This is a genomic window from Rhodococcus sp. H-CA8f (genome assembly GCF_002501585.1).
Taxonomy (GTDB): Bacteria; Actinomycetota; Actinomycetes; order Mycobacteriales; family Mycobacteriaceae; genus Rhodococcus_F; species Rhodococcus_F erythropolis.
Map to the genome: position 1 here is coordinate 5,300,993 of NZ_CP023720.1, position 23,393 is coordinate 5,324,385.

The following is a 23,393-nucleotide window of genomic DNA, read 5'->3' on the forward strand; positions in this document are numbered from 1 at the left end:
AGTTCTGCGTGTTCGAGAGTGCAGAGGCAACTCCCGAAAACCTACACAGAACCTACTCGCCGGTTACCAGGTCAGTATATGTCCGGATCAGTGTTTGACCGGGCAGCCCGATGTCTTGTAATCAACCTGAAACTCTTTGATGCCGTTGAGCCAGCCCGAGCGCAGGCGACGGGGATCGCCGAGCCTGGTGATGTCGGGTAGGTGATCGGCGATCGCGTTGAAGATCAGATCGATTTCGAGACGAGCCAAGTTGGCGCCGATGCAGAAGTGCGCACCCGTGCCGCCGAATCCGAGGTGCGGATTGGGGTCACGCATGATGTCGAACTTCGTGGGGTTCTCGAAGACGTCTTCGTCGAAGTTGGCCGACGCGTACATCATCACGACGCGATCGCCCTTCTTGATCTTCTGCCCCCCGAGTTCGGTGTCTTCGAGCGCGGTCCGCTGGAAAGAGGTCACCGGGGTGGCCCAACGAACGATCTCGTCGGCCGCAGTCTTCGGGCGTTCCTTCTTGTACAGCTCCCACTGGTCGGGATTGTCGAGGAAGGCAACCATGCCGTGTGTGATGGCATTGCGAGTGGTCTCGTTACCCGCGACCGCAAGCAGAATCACGAAGAAGCCGAATTCCTCTGGGGAGAGCTCATTTCCGTCGATGTCAGCTTCGATGAGCTTGGTGACGATGTCATCGGCGGGACACTTCTTGCGCTGATCCGCCATCTGGTACGCGTATCCCAGAATCTCCATCGACGCTGCCTGCGGGTCGATGTCGAACTCAGGATCGTCGTAGGACGTCATCTGGTTGGACCAGTCGAAGAGCTTCATTCGATCTTCCTGCGGCACACCGAGAAGCTCGGCGATTGCCTGCAGCGGAAGTTCGGACGCGACCTGAACCACGAAGTCTCCGGCACCACCGGCAGCCGCAGTCTTGACGATCTTTTCGGCGCGCTCGGTCAGTTCTTCGCGCAGGCTGTTGATGGCTCGCGGGGTGAATCCACGCGAAACCAGCTTGCGAAGCTTGGTGTGCTCCGGAGCGTCCTTGTTGATGAGGATGAATCGCTGCATCTCGACGTTCTCGCGCGGGATGTCGTCGGCGAAGCGAGGAATCGCAGTGTTCTCGTGGGTCGAGAAGATGTCGCTTCGCTGCGAGACTTCCTTGACCTCTTCATGACGGGTGACCACCCAGAAGCCCTCGTCCTGGAATCCACCGATTTCCGGGGGCTGCGGATTCCACCACACGGGGGCCGTCTTCCGGAGTTCGGCGAACTCCTCGAACGGCATGCGTTCCGCGTAGATGTCGGGGTCCGTGAAGTCGATTCCCTCGGGGAATGCGGGCTGTGCCACTGATGTCTCCTGCCCTAAGCCTTTTCATCACAGGGGTGATGGGGATCCGTGATGTGTAACACGTTCTACTCTCATTGAAACACAAGCCTGCTTACTAGGAAAGGAAACGTCGACAGGTCTTGCTTCCCGCAGAGAACCTGTTCTACTTTTTCATTACAAGGAAAGGAGCCCGCTGTGGGCACACCAGTAATCGTCGAGGCTGTCCGTACACCGATCGGCAAGCGCGGAGGTTGGCTCGCCGGTCTGCACGCCGCCGAGATCCTCGGAGCGGCACAAAAGGGCGTTCTCGACCGGTCGGGAATCGACCCGTTGCTGATCGAGCAGGTGATCGGCGGCTGCGTCACCCAGGCCGGCGCTCAGTCCAACAACATCACGCGCACGGCCTGGCTGCACGCCGGACTTCCGTGGCAGACCGGGGCAACCACCGTGGACTGCCAGTGTGGTTCGGCCCAGCAGGCGAACCATCTGATCGCCGGACTGATTGCCACCGGCGCCATCGACGCCGGCATCGCCTGCGGCATCGAAGCCATGAGCCAGGTTCCCCTCGGCGCCAACGTCGGCGATCAGGCCGGACCGCGTCGGCCGGCGACGTGGGACATCGACATGCCCAACCAGTTCGAAGCTGCAGAACGCATCGCTCGTCGTCGCGGACTGTCCCGTGACGACATCGAAGCCCTCGGCGTCCGCTCGCAGGCGCTGGCCAAGCAGGCCTGGGAGGAAGGGCGTTTCGACCGCGAGGTTCTCGAACTTTCGGCGCCCCAGGTCGACAAGGAAGGAAACCTCACGGGCGAGACCAAGCTCGTCAATCGCGATCAGGGCCTGCGCGATACGACGGCCGAGTCCCTAGCCCGACTGAAGCCCGTCCTCGAAGGCGGGATTCACACGGCCGGAACGTCTTCCCAGATCTCCGACGGCGCGGCCGCAGTCCTGCTCATGGACGAGGACAAGGCTCGCGCACTCGGGTTGAAGCCGCGAGCCCGCATCATCGCCCAGGCCCTGGTCGGCTCGGAACCGGAATTCCACCTCGACGGACCGGTGCAGGCAACCAGCCGTGTCCTGGAGAAGAGCGGAATGAAGATCGGCGACCTCGATCTGTTCGAGATCAACGAAGCATTCGCATCCGTCGCACTGTCCTGGGCTCAGGTTCACGAACCCGACTTCGACAACGTCAATGTCAACGGCGGCGCGCTCGCTCTCGGCCATCCGGTCGGCAGCACGGGCTCTCGACTGATCACCACCGCACTGCACGAACTCGAGCGTCGCAACGGCTCGACGGCTCTGATCACGATGTGCGCCGGCGGCGCGCTGGCCACCGGAACCATCATCGAGCGTATCTGAGATGACTACTCCCCCAGCTAAACCCAAGGGACTCGACGCTCCGGCGACGGTCAAGATCATCAAGTGGATGTCGAAGGCAAACGTCGCCATGTATCGCGCCACCGACGGGCGGCTGGGTAGCAAGTGGCGGGTCGGCAGCGCGTTCCCACGCGGGCTGCCGATCTGCCTGCTCACCACCACCGGTCGCAAATCCGGCGAGGAGCGGATCAGTCCGTTGCTGTTCCTCGAGGACGGCGAGAACGTGATTCTGGTGGCGTCGCAAGGTGGTCTTCCGAAGAACCCGATGTGGTACCTCAACATCAAGGCGGACCCGGTGGTGACGGTGCAGATCAAGTCTCGGATCCGATCGATGAAAGCCCGTGTCTCCACCGAGGACGAGCGCGCTCGGCTGTGGCCGATGTTGACGGCGATGTATCCGGATTTCGACAACTATCAGGCCTGGACCGACCGGATCATTCCCGTCATCGTGTGCGAGCCGCTGAAGAAATAAACGGACTGTTTACAACAAAACGTTTACATCAGCCCGGGTTCGTGCCAGCCTGGGTTCATGACCGATGACCAGTTCAGACCGATCGATTCCGGCCGCGAACGCGCACATCGCGAGTACGCCGGACTCTTTCGGATCAGCGAGCGCCACGGCGCGACCCAAAGCCAGCGCGCGCGGCAATCTCATCCGGAGATGCTCGAGCCCTACGGCGCGGTGCGCGTCGTGGCTCGTCTTGCCGGCGGCACCGACACACCGCAGCCGAACGAACCCGAGGTCGACGACGCCGATGTCATGGCTGCGTTGACTCTGATTCCCAAGGCCCGAGCCGAAATGGAACAGCTGGAAGCACTGTTCCTCGGAATTGCCCGCGAACAGGGCATGACCTGGCAAGATATTGCCTTCGGACTCGGGCTCGGCAGCACTCAAGCTGCCCGCCAGCGCTACGAACGGCTCGTTCGCCGCACCGGAGGCTGAACACGTGCCATAACGAGCGAGTTGGAGCACTATTGACTCGTACGGTCCGCACGGCGTTTCGACAGAGCCTCGAACACAGCAAGGAGTCGCATATATGACGACGCATATTCAAGATCAAATCCTGGACCGACGCGAGATCACCTCAGCCCTCGTGCGTGCGCTGGAGCGTCGCCACGAGGTGCTGGACGCAGTGGTCGACAGCAAGGACCACCAGGAGGCACTGACCACCGTCGCGGAACTCCTCGGCACGTCGGAAGCAAATGCCGAAGCAGTTCTGAGCCTCAAGTTCAGTGCACTCACCAAGGCTGCGCGCGATCGCATCCAGGGCGAGCTGGAGAATCTCGACGCCACTCTCGAATGGACGACGCTCGATCGTCCCGCGAGCAGCGGGCAGAACTTCACCTTGCGTCCGTTCAGCGACAGCGCAGAAGACAAGTCGCTGTTCACGATTCGTTCGGGCGAGCAGCTCGGCGAAGACGGCAAGCCGTGGGGCGAGGATCGGATCGAAGCTGAGCGCGTCGGTGGCCTCGGCCGGATCGACGACGAGACCGCTGCCTGGTTCGTCGCCGAGGACGTCTCCGGTGACGGCTCGAAGAGCGTCGGCCTGGTATTCGGCGAACTCGACGGCCAAGAGGTCAACGTGGCGATCTGGATCGCGCCGGAATCTCGCAAGAAGGGCTACGGCACAGCCTGCGTGAAGCATTCGCGGCGCGAGCTCGCCGCAGAGTTCCCCGGCACCGTGTTGGTGGTTCGGGCGCCTGCGTAGCCGGCACACCACCTGTGAGTGGTTAAGGAGTCCCTGCACTCCTTAACCACTCACGGGGCCGGAGGCCCTACGCTCCGTACACCGGCGTCGGAATCTCCGCCTTCTCCAACAGCGTTGCCACGACGGGCCCGATCTCCTTCGGGTCCCAACGGTCACCCTTGTCCTCGCTCGGGCCGTGACGCCAGCCCTCCGCGACGGTGATCTTTCCGCCCTCGACCTCGAACACCCGCCCCGTGACGTCCTTGGACTCGGCGCTACCGAGCCAGACGACCAGCGGCGAGATGTTCTCGGGCGCCATGGCATCGAAGCCCTCTTCGGGAGCTGCCATCGACTCGGCCATCGCCCCACCCGCGCCGACGGTCATGCGCGTGCGCGCAGCAGGCGCGATCGCGTTGACACTGACGCCGTAATTCTTGAGCTCGGCTGCGGCCTGGATGGTCATCTCGGCGATACCGGCCTTCGCCGCAGCGTAGTTACCCTGGCCGATCGAACCTTGCAGTCCTGCACCCGAACTGGTGTTGATGATGCGTGCGTCGACGGTCTTGCCTGCCTTGGCCTCAGCGCGCCAGTAGGCAGCAGCGTGACGCAGCGGCGCGAAGTGCCCCTTGAGGTGCACGCGAATCACCGCGTCCCACTCGCCTTCGCTCATGCCGACCAGCATGCGGTCCCGCAGGAAGCCCGCGTTGTTCACGAGTACGTCCAGGCCACCGAAGGTGTCGATCGCGGTCTTGATCAGATTCTCGGCGCCCGCCCAGTCGGCGACGTCGTCTCCGTTGACCACTGCTTGGCCACCGGCGGCGATGATCTCCGCGACAACCTGCTCGGCCGGACTCTCACCGGTCTCGGAACCGTCGGCACCCGCACCGATGTCGTTGACGACGACCTTGGCGCCCTCGGCAGCAAACGCCAAGGCATGCGCACGTCCGATCCCGCGACCAGCCCCGGTGATGATGACTACGCGTCCGTCGACCAATCCACTCATATTTGTCTCCTAATGCACTCTGCTCGGGCTTGTCGGCTCCGCTTGTGTGCTAACTTACCAAGCAATCGCTTGGTTTGGTACACAGACGTAAGGAATCCCGATATGGGCATCAGCACCTCCTCCGACGGAACCGGCATCACCACGGTCACCATCGACTACGCGCCGGTCAATGCAATCCCGTCCAAGGGATGGTTCGAGCTTGCCGACGCCATCCTCGACGCGGGCAAGGATCTCAACACTCACGTGGTGATCCTGCGAGCCGAGGGACGCGGATTCAACGCCGGCGTCGACATCAAGGAGATGCAGGCGACCGAGGGATTCGACGCACTGGTCGCCGCCAACCGCGGTTGCGCCGCGGCCTTCGCAGCCGTCTACGACTGCGCTGTACCCGTCGTCGTGGCCGTCAACGGATTCTGTGTCGGCGGTGGCATCGGACTGGTCGGCAACGCGGACGTGATCGTCGCTTCCGACGACGCGATCTTCTCCCTCCCCGAGGTCGACCGCGGCGCACTCGGCGCTGCCACACACCTCTCACGACTGGTGCCGCAGCACATGATGCGCACGCTCTACTACACCGCACAGAGCGTCGACGCCCACACACTCAAACAGTTCGGCAGCGTCTACGACGTGGTCCCGCGCGAGAAGCTCGACGAGTGCGCTCGCGAGATCGCCGCAAAGATCGCCGCGAAGGACACCCGCATCATCCGGTGCGCCAAGGAAGCCATCAACGGCATCGACCCGGTCGACGTCAAGGGCAGCTACCGCCTCGAGCAGGGCTACACCTTCGAACTCAACCTCCTCGGTGTGTCCGACGAACACCGCGACGAATTCGTCGCCACCGGCAAGCCGCGCGAGAACGCAACCCAGAAGGAAGGCTGAGACAAACATGGCTAGCAAGCGTGACAAGACGAAGTCGCTCGACGAGGTAGTCGGCGAGATCCGCAGCGGAATGACGATCGGCTTGGGCGGCTGGGGATCTCGCCGCAAGCCGATGGCCTTCGTGCGTGCGATTCTGCGTTCGGACATCAAGGACCTGACCGTGGTCACTTACGGCGGACCGGATCTCGGGCTGCTGTGCTCGGCCGGCAAGGTCAAGAAGGCGTACTACGGTTTCGTGTCCCTGGACTCCGCACCGTTCTACGATCCGTGGTTCGCCAAGGCGCGCACCGCCGGTGAGATCGAAGTCCGCGAGATGGACGAGGGAATGGTCAAGTGCGGCCTCGAAGCCGCTGCCGCTCGCCTCCCCTTCCTCCCGATCCGCGCGGGCCTGGGTTCGGACGTTCGCAACTTCTGGGGCGACGAACTCAAGACCGTCACCTCCCCGTACCCCGAGGCCGACGGCCGCTCCGAGACCTTGATCGCGATGCCTGCACTCAACCTCGATGCGTCGTTCGTTCACCTCAATCTCGGTGACAAGCACGGCAATGCCGCGTACAACGGTGTCGACCCGTACTTCGACGACCTGTACTGCATGGCCGCCGAAAAGCGTTACGTCTCCGTCGAACGCATCGTCGAGACCGAGGAACTGGTCAAATCCGTTCCACTGCAGAATCTTCTGCTCAACCGCATGATGGTCGACGCCGTCGTCGAGGCCCCGAACGGTGCCCACTTCACGTTGGCCGGCGAAAGCTACGGCCGCGACGAGAAGTTCCAGCGTCACTACGCCGAGGCCGCCAAGACCCCCGAGTCGTGGCAGACGTTCGTCGACACCTTCCTCTCCGGCAGCGAAGAGGACTACCAAGCCGCAGTAAAGAAGTTTGCCGATTCATCAAAGGCAGGGGAGCAGGCAAAATGAGCGAATCCACCGTCACCCGCGCAGAGTACGTTGTTCTCGCGTGCGCTGAAATCTTCTCCGGTGCAGGCGAAATCATGGCCAGCCCGATGTCGACGTCGTCCACCATCGGCGCTCGCCTGGCTCGGCTCACCACCGAACCCGACCTGCTGATCACCGATGGTGAAGCCCTCATCCTCGAGGACACTCCGGCTGTCGGAACGAAGGGTCCCATCGAAGGATGGATGCCTTTCCGTAAGGTGTTCGACGTCGTCGCTTCGGGCCGTCGCCACGTAGTCATGGGCGCCAATCAGCTCGATCGCCACGGCAACCAGAACCTCTCCGCCTTCGGCCCGCTTCAGCAGCCGACGCGTCAGATGTTCGGTGTGCGCGGCGCCCCGGGCAACACCATCAACCACGCGACGAGCTACTTCGTCCCCAAGCACTCCAAGCGAGTGTTCGTCGACAAGGTCGACGTGGTGTGCGGTGTCGGCTACGACCAGATCGATCCCGAGAACCCGGCATACAAGTACCTGAACATCCCCCGCGTTGTCACCAACCTCGGTGTCTTCGACTTCGGTGGACCGGGAAACACCTTCCGCGCGCTGAGCCTCCATCCCGGCGTCACCGCCGAAGAGGTAGCCGAGAACACCTCGTTCGAGGTAGCCGGACTCGCCGAGGCCGGTATCACCCGTGACCCCACCGCCGAAGAGCTCCACCTCATTCGCGAGACCCTCGATCCGCGCAACCTTCGGGACCGTGAGGTCTCGGCATGACCCCTACTCTGAAGACAGCACTGACCGAACTGGTCGGTGTCGAGTACCCGATCGTGCAGACGGGCATGGGCTGGGTTTCCGGGCCAGCGCTGACGTCGGCGACGGCCAACGCGGGCGGTCTCGGCATCCTGGCTTCGGCCACGATGACCTACGACGAGCTCGAGCACGCGATCAAGAAGACGAAGCAGCTCACGGACAAGCCGTTCGGTGTCAACATGCGTGCCGACGCCACCGACGCGCCGCAGCGCGCGGACCTGCTGATCCGTGAGGGCGTCAAGGTCGCGTCGTTTGCCTTGGCTCCCAAGAAGGAACTGATCGCCAAGCTCAAGGACCACGGCATCGTCGTCGTACCGTCGATCGGTGCCGCGAAGCATGCGGTCAAGGTTGCATCTTGGGGCGCGGACGCCGTCATCGTCCAGGGCGGCGAAGGTGGTGGTCACACCGGCGGTGTGGCAACGACATTGCTTCTCCCCTCGGTTCTCGACGCGGTCGATATTCCGGTCATCGCCGGTGGCGGATTCTTCGACGGCCGCGGGCTGGCCGCAGCGTTGGCGTACGGCGCTGCCGGTGTCGCCATGGGGACGCGTTTCTTGCTCACCAGTGACTCTTCGGTGCCGGACTCCGTCAAGCAGGAATACCTCAAGCGAGGACTGACGGATACGACGGTCTCACGCAAGGTCGACGGCATGCCTCATCGTGTGCTCAACACCGACCTGGTCAACAGCCTCGAAGGTTCCAGCTATGCAACCGGTTTGATCGCTGCTGCCAAGAACGCCACCAAGTTCAAGGCAATGACAGGTATGAAGTGGTCGACGCTCGCCAAGGACGGCCTCGCAATGAAGCGCTCGGGTGACCGCACGCTGATGCAAATCATCATGGCGGCGAATACCCCGATGTTGCTAAAAGCCGGTCTGGTCGAGGGCAATACGGAAGCCGGCGTGCTTGCCTCGGGTCAGGTTGTCGGAATGATCAACGATCTGCCCAGCTGCAAGGAACTGATCGAGAACATCATGGAGGACGCGGCCAAGCGTATCGACGCGCTTGCGGCTCTTCGCTGACGCAGATTCATCCGAGTGCGTCTCCCCCACTGCGCTTTACGCGGAGTCGGAGGAGGCGCACTCTGCGCATTGCCGAGCTAACCGGTCTGCTGGTGACGACCACCCGGCACCTCGAAATACTGGGAGATTGCCACCGCGGCCATCTGTACCGGTGCAACGTGTCGATCGTCGATCTTGCCTCGAACGAGTGGGCCGCTGATCGACAGACCGACTTCCGCTTCGCCCAGCGCACCCACCCTCACACCGATGCAGCCGAGACCCGAAGTACACGTACCGAATACGACGCCGTACCGATGGTTGGCTATTGCGGAATGTTGCGCGACCGTCGAACGGCGGCCCGCTGCCAAGAGTGCCTTGCCGATTGCCGAGGATCGCGCCGGGATGCGAGAGCCGACGCCTGTCTGGAGGTCAGGTATCGCCTGGCTGCCGATCTTCTGAAGGTATCGTACGTTGCTTCCCTCGAGGACCCCGAGATGTACGGCCTGATTGGTGACGAGGTGCAGGTTGTACAACAACGGCACCACCACCCTCTCGAACTTGTTTCGATACAACGAGATTGCCCCAAGATCGCCGAGTTTGTCGCCGATTTCGTACTCGAGGCCTTCTCTGCGAAGCCAATCCATCCTCACTAGCTTCAGAAGCATCCTGTGCACGGACGATCGCGGAATCCCGGTTCGACGGGCCACCTCGCCCAGCGTCAACCGCGGCGTGTCACGAAAGCAATCCACTACCATCGCCAACCTGTCGAGGGTTGACATAGGGATGGGCTCTTCTGTGATCGGTCCGACCGACATGGCGTCTCCGTTTCGGTGATCCGCCCGTCGAGAGGACAGCGCTGGGCGTGCTCTGCTGACTGCAAATCTGGGCCTTCACCGGACGAACCGCCAGGGCGTTTCCCACCGTGCGGGAGACAAACCTGCCTGGCCACTCCACCTGCAGCTATACCGATCACCGGTTACCCCCGTTGAACCTGGACCAACTCCTCACCACAGTGGCCAACACAGATCACTGAACAAAGGACGACGTTTTGACCACAGACGTGACGACCACAACGGACCTCGGCGAAGTCGACGAGATCCGCATGATCGACGAGGGCGCTGCGCCCGAACGTTTTGCCCGCGGATGGCACTGCCTCGGACTTGCAACGGATTTCCACGACGGGAACCCACATCCGATCGAGGCCTTCGGCACCAAGCTTGTCGTATTTGCCGACAGCCAGGGCGAATTGAAGGTCCTCGATGCCTACTGCCGTCACATGGGCGGCGACCTCAGTCAGGGCACGGTCAAGGGCGATTCAGTCGCCTGCCCCTTCCACGACTGGCGTTGGGGCGGCAACGGCAAATGCACCGCGATCCCCTATGCACGCCGCGTTCCACCGCTTGCCAAAACTCGCGCCTGGACCACCCTCGAACAAGACGGACTGCTCTTCGTCTGGCATGACCCCGAAGGCAATCCGCCTCCGGCCGAAGTCGCCATACCGGTAATCAAAACTCCGGACCACGAATGGACCGATTGGGTATGGAAGTCAATCGTCATCGACACCAACTGTCGAGAAATCGTCGACAACGTCGTGGACATGGCGCACTTCTTCTACGTGCACTTTTCGTTTCCCACTTACTTCAAGAACGTCTTCGAGGGGCATGTCGCCATCCAGGAGCAGAGCGGTATCAACCGCGACGACATCGTGACCTGGACGGATCCCGACGTGCCGAAGTTGGTCTCGAACTTCTCGGTGGCCGCCTATCACGGACCGTCGTTCATGATCGACGATCTGGTGTACCAGTACGAAACGTTCAAGGTGGATTCGGTTTTGATCAACTGCCACTATCCGGTCAGCCCGAACAAGTTTGTCCTGATGTACGGCATCACCGTCAAGAAGACCGAGGAACTTCCCGCCGGGATAGCGGACCAAACCGTTGACGCGATGATCGGTTACATCGGCGTCGGATTCGAGCAGGACATCGAGATCTGGAAGAACAAGACCCGCATCGACAACCCACTACTCTGCACCGAGGACGGTCCGGTCTACCAACTGAGGCGGTGGTACGAACAGTTCTACGTCGACGTCGCCGACGTCACGCCCGAGATGATCGATCGCTTCGAATTCGAGATGGACACAAGCAAACCCATCGAGGTGTGGAAACAGGAGGTTGCAGACAACCTCGCACGCCGTGCAGGAGCAGCGCAGTGACCATGGAACCAGTGGACTGCGAGCGGTGTGGAACATATGTCCTCGTCGAGAAGAACAGCTGGCAACATACCTCGACTCAATGGCGATCGGATCCGCACAACGTGTGTTCGGAGTATCGCGAAGACAAGGCGTCGCCGAAAATTCGCACCGGAACTTGTTCGGCATTAAGAGATTCCATCAACCGAGCTGCAGTCGACGGGAGACTCACCGTTCCAGATTGACCTAGCGCGCGCCCACCGCATCCACCTCGTCGCCGGCCATCACAGCGGCCAGCTCTGATGCCAATGTTCCATTGTTCTCCACGACTACGGTGTCGCAGCCTTGCCACATTGCGGTTCTACGAAGGAGCTCAGCCAGACGCGGTGCAGTGTCGGCATCGGCGGTGGGCTCGGCCCAAGCAGCGCGCACGAGTAGCCGACGGCTCTGTCGGTCGTTCTTGAGATCGACTCGCGCGCAGATATTGTCGTCGATCAACACGGGGAGCACATAGTAGCCGTGAACCCGCTTGTGTGCGGGAGTATAGATCTCGATCCGGTAGTGAAAGTCGAAGAGCCGCAACGCTCGATCGCGCGCCCACACTACCGGATCGAAGGGCGACAACAGAGCCTCGGTTCGGATCGACCTTGGACGCTTTGCCTGTGGATCAATCCATACCTCGCGAGGCTTGCCACGACGCTCCCAGCCCTCGACGGAAACACTGCGTACATTGCCGGCGTCTTCGAGCTCACGCAAGGCAATTCGTGCCTCAGCGCTCGGCAGCCGAAAGTAGTCGGCGATATCGTCGAGCGTACCGAGTCCGTGGGCCTTCACACCACGCAGCACCAGCTCACGGATCGCGTCCGATCGATCGATCCTCGCATCGAGGATCTCGGGCGCGAGCATGTGTTCGGCAAGGCCGTATCGACGTTCGAATCCTGCGCGACCCGCCGATACCACTTCGCCCCATCGGAACAGAGTCTCCAGCCCGACTTTCACGTCCGACCACCCCAACCACGGGCCGCGGCGTGTATTCGCTTCATGCTCGACTTCGCTCGCCGCCATCGGACCGTTTTCACGCAGTTCGTTGCGCAACCAGTCGAGGAAGTCGCGCCGATCAGACGCCCATCCGTTCTTGTCGCTCAACGCTTTGTCACGAAACTGGTCCATGCGCCAACGAAAGAGCGGCCACATGTCCACCGGCAGGAACGTCGCTTCGTGTCCCCAGTATTCGAGGTACCCCGACTCCGGGGAGAAGGTCAGCTGATCAAGCCTGGACTTGTCGTACGCGCCCAGTCGCGCATAAACGGGCAGGTAGTGACTGCGTTCGAAAACGTTGACCGAGTCGATCTGCAAGACCTGCAGCCGGTCCATCACGCTGACCAGATTGCGCCGCGTCACCGTTGCCGGGTGTGATTTGCCGAACCCTTGAGCGGCGAGCGCTATTCGGCGGGCAGCTGCCAGAGACACGACTTCGCTCATAGCCGACCACACTACGCACGCCGTCCGACAAGTTTCAGGGCGGCGAGAAGTTCAGGGCGGCGGAGCCGGGCGGCCGAAGAGAACTGCTGACATGAACGTCTGAAGTGTGGAGGCGTTTTCTGCAGCAACATCGAACTTCATCAAGCGTCCGATGTCGGGGACCAGGTTCAAAGCAGCGTGAACCAGGAACTTCGCCTCTATCGCCGAAAGGTCCGGACGAATTTCGCGAAGTATCCGCGCCCACTCGACCACGTACAGCTTCTGGCGATTCTTCAGATCGCTTCGATGTCCCGGCAGAAGGTTGTTCATCTCGGAAAAATAGACCGACATCAATTCATGTTGTGCAAACGACAACTCCACGTACATCGCCGACAGTGCGCGCAGCGCTTCCTCCGGCGACGTCGCAGACTCGAACACTGCTGCCGTCGCAAGGTCCAGACGGTCTGCCGCTCGATAGAACACCGCCCCGAGAAGTTCCGCTTTGCTCGGAAAGTAGCGGTACATCCCGGAAGCGTTCAAACCCGCAGCGGCTGCGATCTCTTCGATACTGACGTCGTGGTAACCGCGAGAATCGAAGAGCCGCACGGCTTCCTGCAGCAGACGTTCACGCTTGTTCGTCGTCACCGGTCGCGTCGACACAGTTTGCTCCGACCGCCGCGATGTAATTGCACTCCCACCGTGTTCGATCGACAGACAAGCGTCGAGAAGAACTTGCTCCATCCGACGTTGGGGCAGTATCAGATTGTGAGCGGTGATGCTGCCGATCACGCTGAACATCGCTGAGGTGAGGATGGTTTCGGCACGAGCACTCGCCGGCGGTTCGGAGCGTGAAAGATGCAGTGCAACTCGGTGATTGACAGCAGCTGCCTGAGCTCGGACCGATTTCCGATCGGCAGCGTCGAGAAACCGACTCTCCCACCGGTAGATCCCGGCTGTGCGCCGATTACGCACCGTCGTTCGGATCACAGCGAGCAAATCCTCGCGTAGGCGCTCCCGGTCAGTTGCATCGGCGGCGACGGAGACCGCATCGAGTGCACTCTCGAGCGCGTCGGTCAATTCCAGTGCCGCGTGGCGGAACATCGCATACTTGTTCGGAAAATGCCGATAGAGTGCCGAACCCGAAATACCGACGGACGACGCGATATCCTCGACGCCTACGGCAGGATATCCCCGTTCGCTGAACGCAATTGCAGCCGCAGCGGCGATCTTCGCCTTGCGGTCCTTCGGACGTCGCTTGACCGACTCCGATCCCGCCGCTCGAAGGATTACACGCGAGGTCTGTTCGTCAACTGTCTGCGCATCGACAGACTGCTGTCTCGGGCTCACTCGCGCACCCCCTCTCTCAGCCCCACCAGACACCAAACCGATCCTTTTGCGAATGAGCATAATCATAATCGGTTCCCGCCATCGGAGACTTTCGAGATTTCCACTGTAGCCACGTTCTATATACGCTGCTAGCTTCCCTAACTCCAGGTTGCCGTCAACTGCATCGCCCCGATCATCGACACTGAAACTCGAGAGAATCCTCGTTAACAAAGCCTTGCCCTGTGGTCGAAACCAGGGGTAGGGTCACCGCTCGAAGCGGCCCCCTCTCCCCGACCGGGACATCGGACGACGGCTTCCGGAATTTCGATGAACTTAAGCCGAGGACACCACCCGACAGAACTCATATTGCCACGTCAACGCGCTGACCGTCGCAGTTACACCGAAAACGCCCCCGAGAATTTTCGTTCACATAATGCTTGCCACGTCACATATATGTGTGAGATGCTTCACAAGCAGTTCGCTCGACCGCCAGCGTCCGAACAGTTCGACTTTCGTGCTGAACCATGTTGATCTGCAAAGGAATTCAATTAGATGACGTACGAGCTACCAGCCCCGAAAGGCCCGGTACGAGACGTAGCGTTGCAGGGGGGCTATCTGATCGGATTCTCGGTGCAGGCACTGTTCGGCCTGTTCACGGCAATCCTCCGCAGGCGACTCTCGTTGCACGAGACGATCACTCAGACGCTCTTCATCGGTCGCGTCAGCACTGGTCCGTCGCTGCTCCTCATGATTCCGATCGGTGTCTTCATCGCGGTGTCGGTCGGCGAACTGGCCGGCCGCATCGGTGCCGGTGGCTACTCGGGCGCCGTCGTGGCATTCATCATCGTCGGACAGGCCGCAGCACTGGTGTGCGCGTTGATGATGGCCGGTGTTGCCGGGTCGGCGATCTGCACCGATCTTGGTTCGCGAAAGATTCGCGAAGAGATCGATGCCATGGAAGTGATGGGCATCGATGTGATCGAACGCCTGGTAGCTCCGAGATTGGTTGCGGCAGTGATCGTCTCCCTCGCACTGTGCTCGATGGTGACCTTCGGCGGAGTGATCGCGTGCTATCTGTACCACATCTACGTGCAGCATCTTCCGGCCGGAACGTTCATGGCAACGTTCAGCCAATACGGTCGATCGTCCGACTTCGTCATGGCTTTGGTGAAAGCCGCGATCTTCGGCCTCGCTTCGACTTTGGTGGCCACTTTCAAAGGTCTCCATGCAAAAGGCGGCCCCCGCGGCGTTGCCGACGCAGTCAACGAGGCCGTCGTCATTGCGTTCGCGCTCGTCTTCATCGTGAACACAGTGTTGTCCGCGTTGTACACCGTAATCGTCCCGGCAGTCGGTGAATTCTGATGTCGCTCGTCGATCTCCGTGTTCGAGCCCGTCAAGCGAGCAGACCCCTGCGAACCGCAGGTGACGGCCTCGTCTCCCTCGGTCAGCACGTCACTTTCTACGTCCGCACCATCGCATCGATCCCTTTTGCGCTCACCAAGTACCGCAAGCACGTACTCGGTCAGATCAGCGAGGTCAGCTTCGGCACGAACTCCTTGCTGTCCGGCGGCGGCACCATCGGGATCGTCTTCGCGATGTCGCTCGCCGCGGCAATGATGTTGGGCGTCGAGACTCACCGGGGCCTCGAACTCGTCGGGATGACCTCGCTCTCGGGCATGCTGTCTGCGGTCGCGAACACCCGTGAGCTTGCCCCTGTTGTCGTCGCTATCGCGTTGGCTGCCAAGGTCGGAACGGGTTTCACTGCCCAGATCGGGGCTATGCGCATCTCGGACGAGATCGACGCCCTCGACTCGATGGCGATCAGATCCATCCCCTTCCTCGCGGGTACGCGGGTGATCGCTGCCATGATCTGCGTCATCCCGATCTACATGATCGGGCTGCTCGCCAGTTACCTGTCGACCCGACTGGTCGTCGTGTTCTTCAACGGTGCATCGGCAGGTACTTACGACTACTTCTTCCATCTGGCGATCTCGCCGCAGGATCTCCTGTACTCGGGCCTCAAGGCCGTGGTGTTCGCCGCTGTTGTCGCGCTGGTTCACTGCGCGTACGGCTACTATGCCTCCGGTGGTCCGGCCGGCGTCGGGCAGGCTGCCGGGCGCGCGCTCCGTACTGCGATCCTCGCGATCGGAATCCTCGACGTACTGATGACTTTCGCGCTGTGGGGCCTCGTGCCCCAGATCCCGGGAATGGGGGTCTGAGCCGTGGACAGACTCACTACACACACAAAGATCGTGTACGCCCTTCGCGGCGCGATCGCCGTAGTGGTAGCCGTCGCCGCCGCTGTGACAATGGTTCTACGCGGTTCGGGAAACCTCGAGCAGAGCACCGACATCTTCGTCGCTGTTCCAGCCACAGCCGGTCTCATCAGCGGTGAAGCTCCGGTTCGGTACCACGGCGTCAACGTGGGCCGAATCGGCGAAATCGAATCAGGCACCGCCGAATCCGTTGTGCAGTTGCAGATTCAGACCGATGACGCGTCGAAGATTCCCGCCGACGTGGTGGCCCGCGTCGTTCCGCGAACGTTCTTCGGCGACATCTACATGCAGCTCGTGGACAGTCCGAATGAGCAGGGCCAGACGACTCTGTCGGACGGAGACGAGATCCACATGGACGACGGTCCCGAAGCCGTTGCGCTCTACGACGTGTACACCAAGTTGGTGGGCGTCCTCACCGCCATGCAGCCCGAGAAGCTGCAGACAGCCCTGACTGCGCTGGGCCAGGCACTCGACGGAAACGGAGCCGAGATCGGTACCACGATAGACAATCTCAGTGCCGCGTCCGGCGTACTGATACCCGCCGCACACCATTTCCTCGAATCGACACCCGAATTCAAGTCGGTCGTCGACGCGTTGGACCGCGCGACCCCCGACATTCTCGATACCTTGGCAGCCGCCACAACCGTCTCGAACAACATGGTCGCCAACAGAGCGAATCTCGAGTCCTCGATCGGCGCGGCCGCAGTCTTCGCCGCTACCGTCGACGATTTTGTCGTGGAGAACAACCGAAACATCATCACTGTGATCGATTCCGCCGGAAAGATACTCGCAACCACCGCGGCCAATCCCGGAGGACTGCGTTCCACCCTCGCCAATGCCAGTACGTTCGGCGCCGCGGGCGCGCGGGTCTTCGCCACCGGTAAGTTCGACATCACAGCAGTTGCCACGTTCGCCGAACCGCTCCCATACACGGGCGATGATTGCCCGCAGTACGGGGACTCGCGCGGCGCGCAGTGTTCAGGCTCCAACCTGACGCCTGCACAACCCGTCAGTGCCCCGGTCGTGGGCGGCGAAGCCGAAGCGGCCACGCTGCGCTACCTCGAAGATCAGCTACTGGGCGGATCGCCGGAACACTCGGACACCCCAAATACGGCAACAACACTGATGTTGGGGCCGATGGTCAGAGGCAATGAGGTGACCGTCCCGTGAAGGTCCGTCCTGGCCAGGTAATTCGGTTGTCACTCTTCTGTCTCACCGGCGTCGCTTGTGCGTCGTTCGTGGCGAACACGTTGTCGGTCCCGGTTCGCGGAAGCACCGATTCGTATTCGTTCGAGTTCACCGATGTCGAAGGCCTCAACCCGGGTAACCCGGTCACGATGTCCGGTGTGCGTATCGGCCGCGTGGACTCGGTTGCGTTTGCCGACAACGGCGGCGGCACGAGCAAGGCGATCGTCGACGTCGAAATCGAGTCGCAATATTCCCTCGAGTCGGATGTCCGTGCCGCCGTGCGCTACGGCGACATGCTCGGTGCTCGATATCTGGCACTGACGCAGGACGACAGCGCGACAACGGTATCCGCACGACAGCTCGAACCAGGTGACACGATACCGCTGGCGCAGACAACACCGCCGATCAACTTGACGGCACTGATGAACGGGTTCAAACCGTTGTTCGCCGCGCTGCAGCCCGAGCAGGTGAACACGCTCACGCGAAGTTTTGTCGAAACCTTCAACGGCCAGGGCCAGGCGATGACCACCCTCCTCGACCAGATCGCGACCATGAGCTCCGGCCTTGTCGACCGTCAGGACGTCTTCGCACAACTACTCACGAACATGAACACTCTTCTCACCTCCGTCGACGAACGCCAACCCGAATTGGTCGGTCTGCTGGACGGTTTGAACGATCTGAGTACTTCCGTCGTCGGGCAGAACGATCAACTGGTCTCGCTCTTGGATCAGGGAAACCGAACTGTCTCGTCGTTGGCTCAGATCATGGCCGGGTCGAACGGCGCATTCGGTCAGACCGTGCAACAACTCGAAAGTGTCACCGGGAGTTGGATTGCGAGCACCGACGAGTTCAACAGACTTCTCGCCAACCTTCCCCAGTTCGCCGACGCCGCCAACCGGATCGGAAGTTACGGAAGTTTCATCAGCCTGTATCTGTGCAATTTCACTTTGAAGGCAGGCGACATGGAAGCCAACATCTTCGGTCCGACACATTCGCCGGTGTGCTCATGATGTTCCTGGTCAAGCTGATCGACGTGTTCGTCGGCATCATGCTCTTCCTGTTCAAAGGGGATCGCCGTCGCAGCGGTAGCGGCACCGCTCTCGCCCTGGGTAGTCTCGGAATCTTCGTTCTGGTGGTGGGACTCGGCGCCGCCTTGGGCATTCCGAAGCTCTGGTACAACGTACGCACGTCGGCATACACAGCGGAGTTGGCAAATGCCAGCGGGCTTTCCGACACCGATCCGGTTTACGTGGCCGGAGTTCCCGCGGGCCGAGTGGATTCGATCGACCTTGCCGGCGACCACGTCGTCGTCTACTTCCGCTTGGACAAGGACCAGCCTTTGGGAAACCAGAGCACGGCGACTGTCAGGCTCAAGACGGTCCTTGGCAAGCGCTACCTGGAGGTCGTGCCGGCCGGAGTGGTCGACGACTCCGATGCACGGGTCATCCCGCTCTCCCGCACTACCGTGCCGTACAGCCTCGACGACGTCAGCAGTGATGCCACCACTGCGGCCACCGGGGTCGACCTACAGGCGATGGAGTCCATGATGAACACCCTTTCGCAGGTGATTCCAACTGATTCCGATCAGGTGGGCCGGGCTCTGGCCGGAATCAGCGGCGCCTCGGCGGCTTTCGCGCAGAACAGTGAACAGATCGACCAGATTCTCATCATGTCCCGCGAGCTGTCGGACATGGCTGCGGCACAAACCGATTCGATAGTCGGTACTGCGGCCAATGCTCAGACGATCGTTCGTACTCTTGCGATGCGCAAGGACGCACTGACTCAGTTGGTCGACAACCTGACAATCATCATCTCGAAGCTCTCCACCACTTTCGTCGATCGTCAGGACGAGTTCGGAGCCATGACCGACAACCTCGTCGAGGTCACCACCACGCTGAAGAACAACGCAGATCAGATCGACCTGCTGTTGACTCGTCTTCCTTCCGCGCTGCGTTCGGTCACCGATTCCACCGGCACCGGCAATTGGACCGACGTCAACGCGCCGGCCGCCGTGATCCCGGACAATCTGCTCTGCGCGCTCGGTATCATGGAGGGCTGCAAGTGAATACACGAAAAGCCGTCACGGCCATGCTGGTCGTGACCCTGGCGATTGCACTCCCCGGTTGGTACATCTTCGGACGAACAGATCAGTCCAAGACCGTCTACGCCGATTTCAGCTACGTCGGCGGAATCTACGAGGGAAGCAAGGTCACCGTCCTCGGAGTCGGCGTCGGGACGGTCACGTCGGTGGAACCTCGCGGAACTTCTGTTCGAGTGGCGATGTCGATGCCCAACTCCGTGGACCTGCCCGCCGACGCCTCGGCCTATGTCCTCAATCCATCGGTGATCAGCGATCGCCACATCGAACTCGGCCCGGCTTACACCGGCGGAGAGACGCTGAAAGACGGCGACCAGATTCCGATCGAACGTGCCCACTCCCCCATAGATTTCGACGGCTTGATGGGAAGCGTCAGCACTTTGGCCGACGCATTTGCCGGGGATGGGGGCAATCTCGGCGATCTCGTGAGCCGCGGCGCTGCCGGATGGCAGGGCCAGGGCGATCAATTCAACACCGCAATTCGCAACCTCAGCACGGCAACCGGAGTTGTCGGCGCTCGGTCGGAAGACATCGGTGCCCTTGTCGACAATCTCAACACCTTGATGAATGCTCTGGACGCACGGCAGGTCAGCCTCGACGAACTTGTCGGTGACCTCGGCACATTGGGCGATCAGTGGGCGAACCAGAACATGGACATCTCACAGCCTCTGCAGGATCTGCAGGTGGTCTTCGACCAGTTGAACAGTTTCATGACAACTCACGGCGATGATGTCGGTGCGATAGCCGACAACGTGCGAGTTCTCGGTGACACTCTGGCTGCCAAAGAACCCGGCCTCGCTGAGTTCATGGACCTGGTGCCGTTGATGATGCAGAACCTCTCCCAGACAATCGGTCCTGATCAGCGCGGGCGCATTCGGCTCAACGTCTCGACTGCATTGACTCAGTTCGCGGTTGCGAAACCGCTGTGCGACACCTACAAGTTGCCGATCTGTACCGGAGCCGGGTTCACGAATCCGATTTCCTTCCCCCTCAGCACTTCTGATCCGCTCGGAATCGCCTCCGCGATTTCCGGCGGAGCCGTCCCCGGAGGTGGCAATTGACGCGGCAATCGGTTCGAATAGTCGCCGGTATCGTGATCATCGGTGTGGGTTCTGTGGCCGTGTTCGCCTTCGGCGGCTGTAGCGCAGGCATTCAAGACCTACCCCTGGGTCGTTCGGCCGACGGTGATGCGTACAACGTGGCGCTGCAGCTGGCCGGCGCCGACGGCCTGGTGTTGGGGGCAGACGTCCGCAGCGGCCAGAAAGTCATCGGCCGAGTATCCGCGCTGTCCGCCGACGTCGTCGGAGCCGATGTGACGCTGAGTCTGGACGCCGCGACGCCGTTGCCGGACAACGTCGAAGCATCCGTCGAACTCCCGTCCGCGCTGGGCAACCCGTTCATCAGACTATTGGTGCCGGAGGTTCCGTCCGGCTCGATGCTCAGCGACGGCGACACAATTCCGGAGTCTCGCACCGAGATCGGTCCGCAGGTCGAAAGTGCGCTTGCCACGCTCGGTACGGTTCTGACCGGAAGCGGCATCGATCAACTCGACACCGTGGTGCGCGAGCTGAACACCGCGTTTTCCGGGCGCTCCGGTGAAGTTCGTTCTCTGACCGACACCCTGACCTCGCTCATGGCAGAGGCAAGCAGTCACCGCAGCGAGTTCGACGAGGCCGTCGACCTCGCTGCCAGGGTCTCCTCCCAACTGGCCGGCCAACGCGACGTCGTCGACAACTACCTCGATTCCGTTCCACAGGTGGTGTCGATTCTCGTGGGACAGAAGGATCAGATTGCAAGCCTGTTGAACTCGACCGTTCAGCTCGCCACCAACGCAAACACCATCCTCGACTCGTCACCCGACGGCCTCGACGCGATGCTGCACGATGCGTCGACCGTTGTCGGGACTCTGGATTCGTTCAACTCGGAGATCGGTCAGACACTGGCGAATATGAACGGATTGCTCGAGAACTTCACCAGTGCAGTCCAAGGTGACTACCTCGTTTTCGACGGCGCCCTGGATATTCCGGGAACGATCGACAAGCTCTGGAGCGGCGGGATGGCCGGTCAATCGATCGCACCGGTGGGAACTCTCACCGATCTACTTCAGGGAGGTCTGCGTTGAGTCGCCTTGCGCTTGTTCAACTTGTCCTGTTCGCTCTGATCGCTGCTGTGGTAATCCCTTTCGGAATCGTCTACGTGGTCGGCCCTCAGGGTTTCGGTGGCCAAATCCGGCTGCACGCCAACATGTCCGACGCCTTCGGGCTGACCAAGGGCACGGTCGTCACGTATCGCGGCGTACAGGTGGGGAAAGTGAGTGAAGTCGAACTCGACGCAGGCACCCGCTCGGCTCGGGTGGAACTCTCACTCAACGACAACACCGAGATACCTACCGACAGCGTCGCCAAGGTGACGATGGGAACCGCAGCCGGAATTCAGAATGTCGACATCTATCCCAACACAGACCACGGCCCGTATCTTCGGGACGGCGACGAAATCGCCATGCCCGCGGATCAGCAACCGGTCCAGATGAGCCAGTTGATGCTTCAGGCGTCCGGTGTCCTGGAAGGGATTGATCCGCAAGCGATCAGCGACATCGGGACCGAACTGGGAAATTCGTTCAACGGGCTCGGCCCGAGCTTGGCGACGATGATCGACAACGGTGGGACCATGTCCGCGCAGTTGAACGACCAGTCGGCCGAACTCGCCGCGCTGCTGTCGCGAACCTCCACGTTGGTGGACTCCATGGCGACACAATCGGATTCGTTCGTCCGAGGAATGGCAGCTGCCAAGAACTTCACCGAACAACTCGAATCCAACGCTCCGGTACTGATCTACCTCACCGATCATTCGCCCGCCGCCCTGAACAGCGCTCAACAGTTGTTCGACAAGTACCACAACACTTTCGGAGCGGTCCTGGCCAATCTCGTCACTGTCGCACCGATCATCTCCGACCGCACAGACGCCCTCGAAACCGGACTTGTCACGATTCCTGAAGGTCTCGCCAAACTGGCATCCATCGTCAAAGGCGATCGCGCCGACTTTGCCTTGGTTGCCACACAGGGGCCGGTCTGTAACTACGACACCCCTCGGCGTGAGGTCGGCGATCTGTCTCCCACCAGTCCAAGTCTGGCGATGTACTGTCCCCCCGCCGACGACCTCGTCCAACGCGGAGCACAGAATGCTCCCCGCCCGAACGACCTCGGATTGCAGAACTCGACGGTCCCCGGTACGCCGATCGGACCGCCCGTCGTCGCAGATCCGATTCTCGTCCCGACCGGAGTCGAAGCCCTGAACTACTGGAGATTGATGTTGGAAGGACTGGGAAATGGCACACGGTGACAACGCACTACTCGACGAGGCAGAAGCCGAGGTGGCCGAACATCCGACTTCTCCGTCGCTACTTCGCCGCCTCAAGGAGCCACGCAACGCACTGATCTCACTCATAGCGGTAGCGCTGGTCGCAGCATTGGTGGTGCTCGGATTCCAGATGTACTCGGCGAATCAGGAAGACACGCTGCGGCAGGAGGCTTTGGACACCGCGCGGGATTACTCGACCATCATGTCCTCCTTCGACTATCAGAACCTCGATGCCAACAAAGACAGCATCGCCTCGATGTCGACCGACGAGTTTGCCGGCACCTACCGAACGATGGTCGATTCACTGCGCGAAGTCGTCGCCGGGGGGCAAGGCCAGGCGAGCGCAACGGCGACAGACGTCGGCATCGAATCGCTGGACAATTCGTCGGCCAAGGTGCTCGTGTTCGTCGACCAACAAGCGAAGAATGTCGCAGCGCCAGAGGGAAACACACAGAAGTACCGCATGGTCGTGTCCCTGGTCCGCTCGGACGACCGGTGGCTCGTGAGCAACGTCGAGACCAAGTAACTCA

General features: G+C 61.2%; 23 protein-coding genes. 18 read left to right on the forward strand and 5 right to left on the reverse strand.

Annotated features, from left to right (window positions below; translation table 11 throughout):
* Positions 1-87: 87 nt before the first annotated feature.
* Complete coding sequence (locus CPI83_RS24610) at positions 88-1,338, reverse strand: cytochrome P450 (protein WP_003945573.1); 1,251 nt, start codon at positions 1,336-1,338, stop codon at positions 88-90.
* 174 nt (positions 1,339-1,512) lie between these two features.
* On the opposite strand from CPI83_RS24610, the gene CPI83_RS24615 reads away from it, so the two are divergent.
* From CPI83_RS24615 to CPI83_RS24630, 4 genes are all read left to right on the forward strand, one after another.
* On the forward strand, positions 1,513-2,676 hold the full coding sequence (locus CPI83_RS24615) for a steroid 3-ketoacyl-CoA thiolase (RefSeq protein ID WP_097387847.1): 1,164 nt from the start codon (positions 1,513-1,515) through the stop codon (positions 2,674-2,676).
* Position 2,677: 1 nt separating this feature from the next.
* Positions 2,678-3,166, forward strand: coding sequence for a nitroreductase family deazaflavin-dependent oxidoreductase (locus CPI83_RS24620; protein ID WP_029254509.1), 489 nt, complete (start codon positions 2,678-2,680; stop codon positions 3,164-3,166).
* 57 nt (positions 3,167-3,223) lie between these two features.
* Positions 3,224-3,637, forward strand: a complete 414-nt coding sequence (locus CPI83_RS24625) for a DNA-binding protein (RefSeq protein WP_097387848.1) — start codon at positions 3,224-3,226, stop codon at positions 3,635-3,637.
* A 94-nt stretch (positions 3,638-3,731) separates the two neighbouring features.
* The gene (locus CPI83_RS24630) at positions 3,732-4,403 is read left to right on the forward strand and encodes a GNAT family N-acetyltransferase (RefSeq protein ID WP_097387849.1); all 672 of its coding nucleotides are present in this window, start codon (positions 3,732-3,734) and stop codon (positions 4,401-4,403) included.
* A gap of 67 nt (positions 4,404-4,470) precedes the next feature.
* Here the strand turns inward: CPI83_RS24630 and CPI83_RS24635 are convergent, their stop codons facing one another.
* A complete protein-coding gene (locus CPI83_RS24635) occupies positions 4,471-5,385 on the reverse strand; it encodes an SDR family oxidoreductase (RefSeq protein ID WP_020906294.1) in 915 nt (304 codons plus the stop codon).
* A 102-nt stretch (positions 5,386-5,487) separates the two neighbouring features.
* Here CPI83_RS24635 and echA20 point away from each other — a divergent pair, with 102 nt between their 5' ends.
* From echA20 to CPI83_RS24655, 4 genes are read left to right on the forward strand one after another with little or no spacing between them, the layout of a single operon-like run.
* Entirely contained in the window at positions 5,488-6,264 is a 777-nt protein-coding gene (gene echA20 / locus CPI83_RS24640) for a (7aS)-7a-methyl-1,5-dioxo-2,3,5,6,7,7a-hexahydro-1H-indene-carboxyl-CoA hydrolase (protein ID WP_003945611.1), read from the forward strand.
* A 7-nt stretch (positions 6,265-6,271) separates the two neighbouring features.
* Positions 6,272-7,180 (forward strand): cholesterol ring-cleaving hydrolase subunit IpdA, encoded by a 909-nt coding sequence (ipdA, locus tag CPI83_RS24645; RefSeq protein ID WP_097387850.1) that lies wholly within the window; start codon positions 6,272-6,274, stop codon positions 7,178-7,180.
* Positions 7,177-7,932 (forward strand): CoA-transferase, encoded by a 756-nt coding sequence (locus tag CPI83_RS24650; protein ID WP_019746968.1) that lies wholly within the window; start codon positions 7,177-7,179, stop codon positions 7,930-7,932. Before ipdA ends, CPI83_RS24650 begins: the two co-directional genes overlap by 4 nt.
* Entirely contained in the window at positions 7,929-8,990 is a 1,062-nt protein-coding gene (locus CPI83_RS24655) for a nitronate monooxygenase (RefSeq protein WP_019746967.1), read from the forward strand. Before CPI83_RS24650 ends, CPI83_RS24655 begins: the two co-directional genes overlap by 4 nt.
* 77 nt (positions 8,991-9,067) lie before the next feature.
* Here the strand turns inward: CPI83_RS24655 and CPI83_RS24660 are convergent, their stop codons facing one another.
* Positions 9,068-9,784, reverse strand: a complete 717-nt coding sequence (locus CPI83_RS24660; protein WP_003945819.1) for a helix-turn-helix domain-containing protein — start codon at positions 9,782-9,784, stop codon at positions 9,068-9,070.
* Positions 9,785-10,071: 287 nt separating this feature from the next.
* Between CPI83_RS24660 and CPI83_RS24665 the strand changes: the two genes are divergently transcribed.
* Positions 10,072-11,181, forward strand: a complete 1,110-nt coding sequence (locus CPI83_RS24665) for a Rieske 2Fe-2S domain-containing protein (protein ID WP_051295962.1) — start codon at positions 10,072-10,074, stop codon at positions 11,179-11,181.
* A 222-nt stretch (positions 11,182-11,403) separates the two neighbouring features.
* Here the strand turns inward: CPI83_RS24665 and CPI83_RS24675 are convergent, their stop codons facing one another.
* Together CPI83_RS24675 and CPI83_RS24680 are read right to left on the reverse strand one after the other, a co-directional pair.
* Positions 11,404-12,639 (reverse strand): crosslink repair DNA glycosylase YcaQ family protein, encoded by a 1,236-nt coding sequence (locus tag CPI83_RS24675; protein ID WP_097387851.1) that lies wholly within the window; start codon positions 12,637-12,639, stop codon positions 11,404-11,406.
* A gap of 51 nt (positions 12,640-12,690) precedes the next feature.
* Entirely contained in the window at positions 12,691-13,965 is a 1,275-nt protein-coding gene (locus CPI83_RS24680) for a TetR/AcrR family transcriptional regulator (protein ID WP_029254504.1), read from the reverse strand.
* 531 nt (positions 13,966-14,496) lie between these two features.
* On the opposite strand from CPI83_RS24680, the gene CPI83_RS24685 reads away from it, so the two are divergent.
* Genes CPI83_RS24685 through CPI83_RS24725 form a run of 9 tightly spaced genes read left to right on the forward strand, consistent with a single transcriptional unit; the run spans position 14,497 to position 23,389 of the window.
* Complete coding sequence (locus CPI83_RS24685; RefSeq protein ID WP_046377962.1) at positions 14,497-15,306, forward strand: ABC transporter permease; 810 nt, start codon at positions 14,497-14,499, stop codon at positions 15,304-15,306.
* The gene (locus CPI83_RS24690) at positions 15,306-16,163 is read left to right on the forward strand and encodes an ABC transporter permease (protein ID WP_003945491.1); all 858 of its coding nucleotides are present in this window, start codon (positions 15,306-15,308) and stop codon (positions 16,161-16,163) included. Before CPI83_RS24685 ends, CPI83_RS24690 begins: the two co-directional genes overlap by 1 nt.
* Positions 16,164-16,196: 33 nt before the next feature.
* On the forward strand, positions 16,197-17,390 hold the full coding sequence (locus CPI83_RS24695; RefSeq protein ID WP_232816799.1) for an MCE family protein: 1,194 nt from the start codon (positions 16,197-16,199) through the stop codon (positions 17,388-17,390).
* On the forward strand, positions 17,387-18,418 hold the full coding sequence (locus tag CPI83_RS24700) for an MCE family protein (protein ID WP_020968483.1): 1,032 nt from the start codon (positions 17,387-17,389) through the stop codon (positions 18,416-18,418). The genes CPI83_RS24695 and CPI83_RS24700 overlap by 4 nt, the downstream gene beginning before the upstream one ends.
* The gene (locus CPI83_RS24705) at positions 18,418-19,473 is read left to right on the forward strand and encodes an MCE family protein (RefSeq protein ID WP_097388247.1); all 1,056 of its coding nucleotides are present in this window, start codon (positions 18,418-18,420) and stop codon (positions 19,471-19,473) included. Before CPI83_RS24700 ends, CPI83_RS24705 begins: the two co-directional genes overlap by 1 nt.
* Complete coding sequence (locus tag CPI83_RS24710) at positions 19,470-20,567, forward strand: MCE family protein (protein ID WP_081329073.1); 1,098 nt, start codon at positions 19,470-19,472, stop codon at positions 20,565-20,567. Before CPI83_RS24705 ends, CPI83_RS24710 begins: the two co-directional genes overlap by 4 nt.
* Positions 20,564-21,628 (forward strand): MCE family protein, encoded by a 1,065-nt coding sequence (locus CPI83_RS24715; protein WP_097387853.1) that lies wholly within the window; start codon positions 20,564-20,566, stop codon positions 21,626-21,628. The genes CPI83_RS24710 and CPI83_RS24715 overlap by 4 nt, the downstream gene beginning before the upstream one ends.
* The gene (locus CPI83_RS24720; RefSeq protein ID WP_020968479.1) at positions 21,625-22,845 is read left to right on the forward strand and encodes an MlaD family protein; all 1,221 of its coding nucleotides are present in this window, start codon (positions 21,625-21,627) and stop codon (positions 22,843-22,845) included. The genes CPI83_RS24715 and CPI83_RS24720 overlap by 4 nt, the downstream gene beginning before the upstream one ends.
* On the forward strand, positions 22,832-23,389 hold the full coding sequence (locus CPI83_RS24725; RefSeq protein WP_019746957.1) for a hypothetical protein: 558 nt from the start codon (positions 22,832-22,834) through the stop codon (positions 23,387-23,389). The genes CPI83_RS24720 and CPI83_RS24725 overlap by 14 nt, the downstream gene beginning before the upstream one ends.
* Positions 23,390-23,393 lie beyond the last annotated feature (4 nt).

Excerpts from the sequence above, each read along its gene's own strand:
- CPI83_RS24620 (WP_029254509.1), top strand. The coding sequence starts at position 2,678 with ATGACTACTCCCCCAGCTAAACCCAAGGGACTCGACGCTCCGGCGACG.
- CPI83_RS24625 (WP_097387848.1), top strand. The coding sequence starts at position 3,224 with ATGACCGATGACCAGTTCAGACCGATCGATTCCGGCCGCGAACGCGCA.
- CPI83_RS24630 (WP_097387849.1), top strand. The coding sequence starts at position 3,732 with ATGACGACGCATATTCAAGATCAAATCCTGGACCGACGCGAGATCACC.
- CPI83_RS24635 (WP_020906294.1), bottom strand. The coding sequence starts at position 5,385 with ATGAGTGGATTGGTCGACGGACGCGTAGTCATCATCACCGGGGCTGGT.
- echA20 (WP_003945611.1), top strand. The coding sequence starts at position 5,488 with ATGGGCATCAGCACCTCCTCCGACGGAACCGGCATCACCACGGTCACC.
- ipdA (WP_097387850.1), top strand. The coding sequence starts at position 6,272 with ATGGCTAGCAAGCGTGACAAGACGAAGTCGCTCGACGAGGTAGTCGGC.
- CPI83_RS24650 (WP_019746968.1), top strand. The coding sequence starts at position 7,177 with ATGAGCGAATCCACCGTCACCCGCGCAGAGTACGTTGTTCTCGCGTGC.
- CPI83_RS24655 (WP_019746967.1), top strand. The coding sequence starts at position 7,929 with ATGACCCCTACTCTGAAGACAGCACTGACCGAACTGGTCGGTGTCGAG.
- CPI83_RS24660 (WP_003945819.1), bottom strand. The coding sequence starts at position 9,784 with ATGTCGGTCGGACCGATCACAGAAGAGCCCATCCCTATGTCAACCCTC.
- CPI83_RS24665 (WP_051295962.1), top strand. The coding sequence starts at position 10,072 with ATGATCGACGAGGGCGCTGCGCCCGAACGTTTTGCCCGCGGATGGCAC.
- CPI83_RS24675 (WP_097387851.1), bottom strand. The coding sequence starts at position 12,639 with ATGAGCGAAGTCGTGTCTCTGGCAGCTGCCCGCCGAATAGCGCTCGCC.
- CPI83_RS24685 (WP_046377962.1), top strand. The coding sequence starts at position 14,497 with ATGACGTACGAGCTACCAGCCCCGAAAGGCCCGGTACGAGACGTAGCG.
- CPI83_RS24690 (WP_003945491.1), top strand. The coding sequence starts at position 15,306 with ATGTCGCTCGTCGATCTCCGTGTTCGAGCCCGTCAAGCGAGCAGACCC.
- CPI83_RS24705 (WP_097388247.1), top strand. The coding sequence starts at position 18,418 with ATGTTCCTGGTCAAGCTGATCGACGTGTTCGTCGGCATCATGCTCTTC.
- CPI83_RS24725 (WP_019746957.1), top strand. The coding sequence starts at position 22,832 with ATGGCACACGGTGACAACGCACTACTCGACGAGGCAGAAGCCGAGGTG.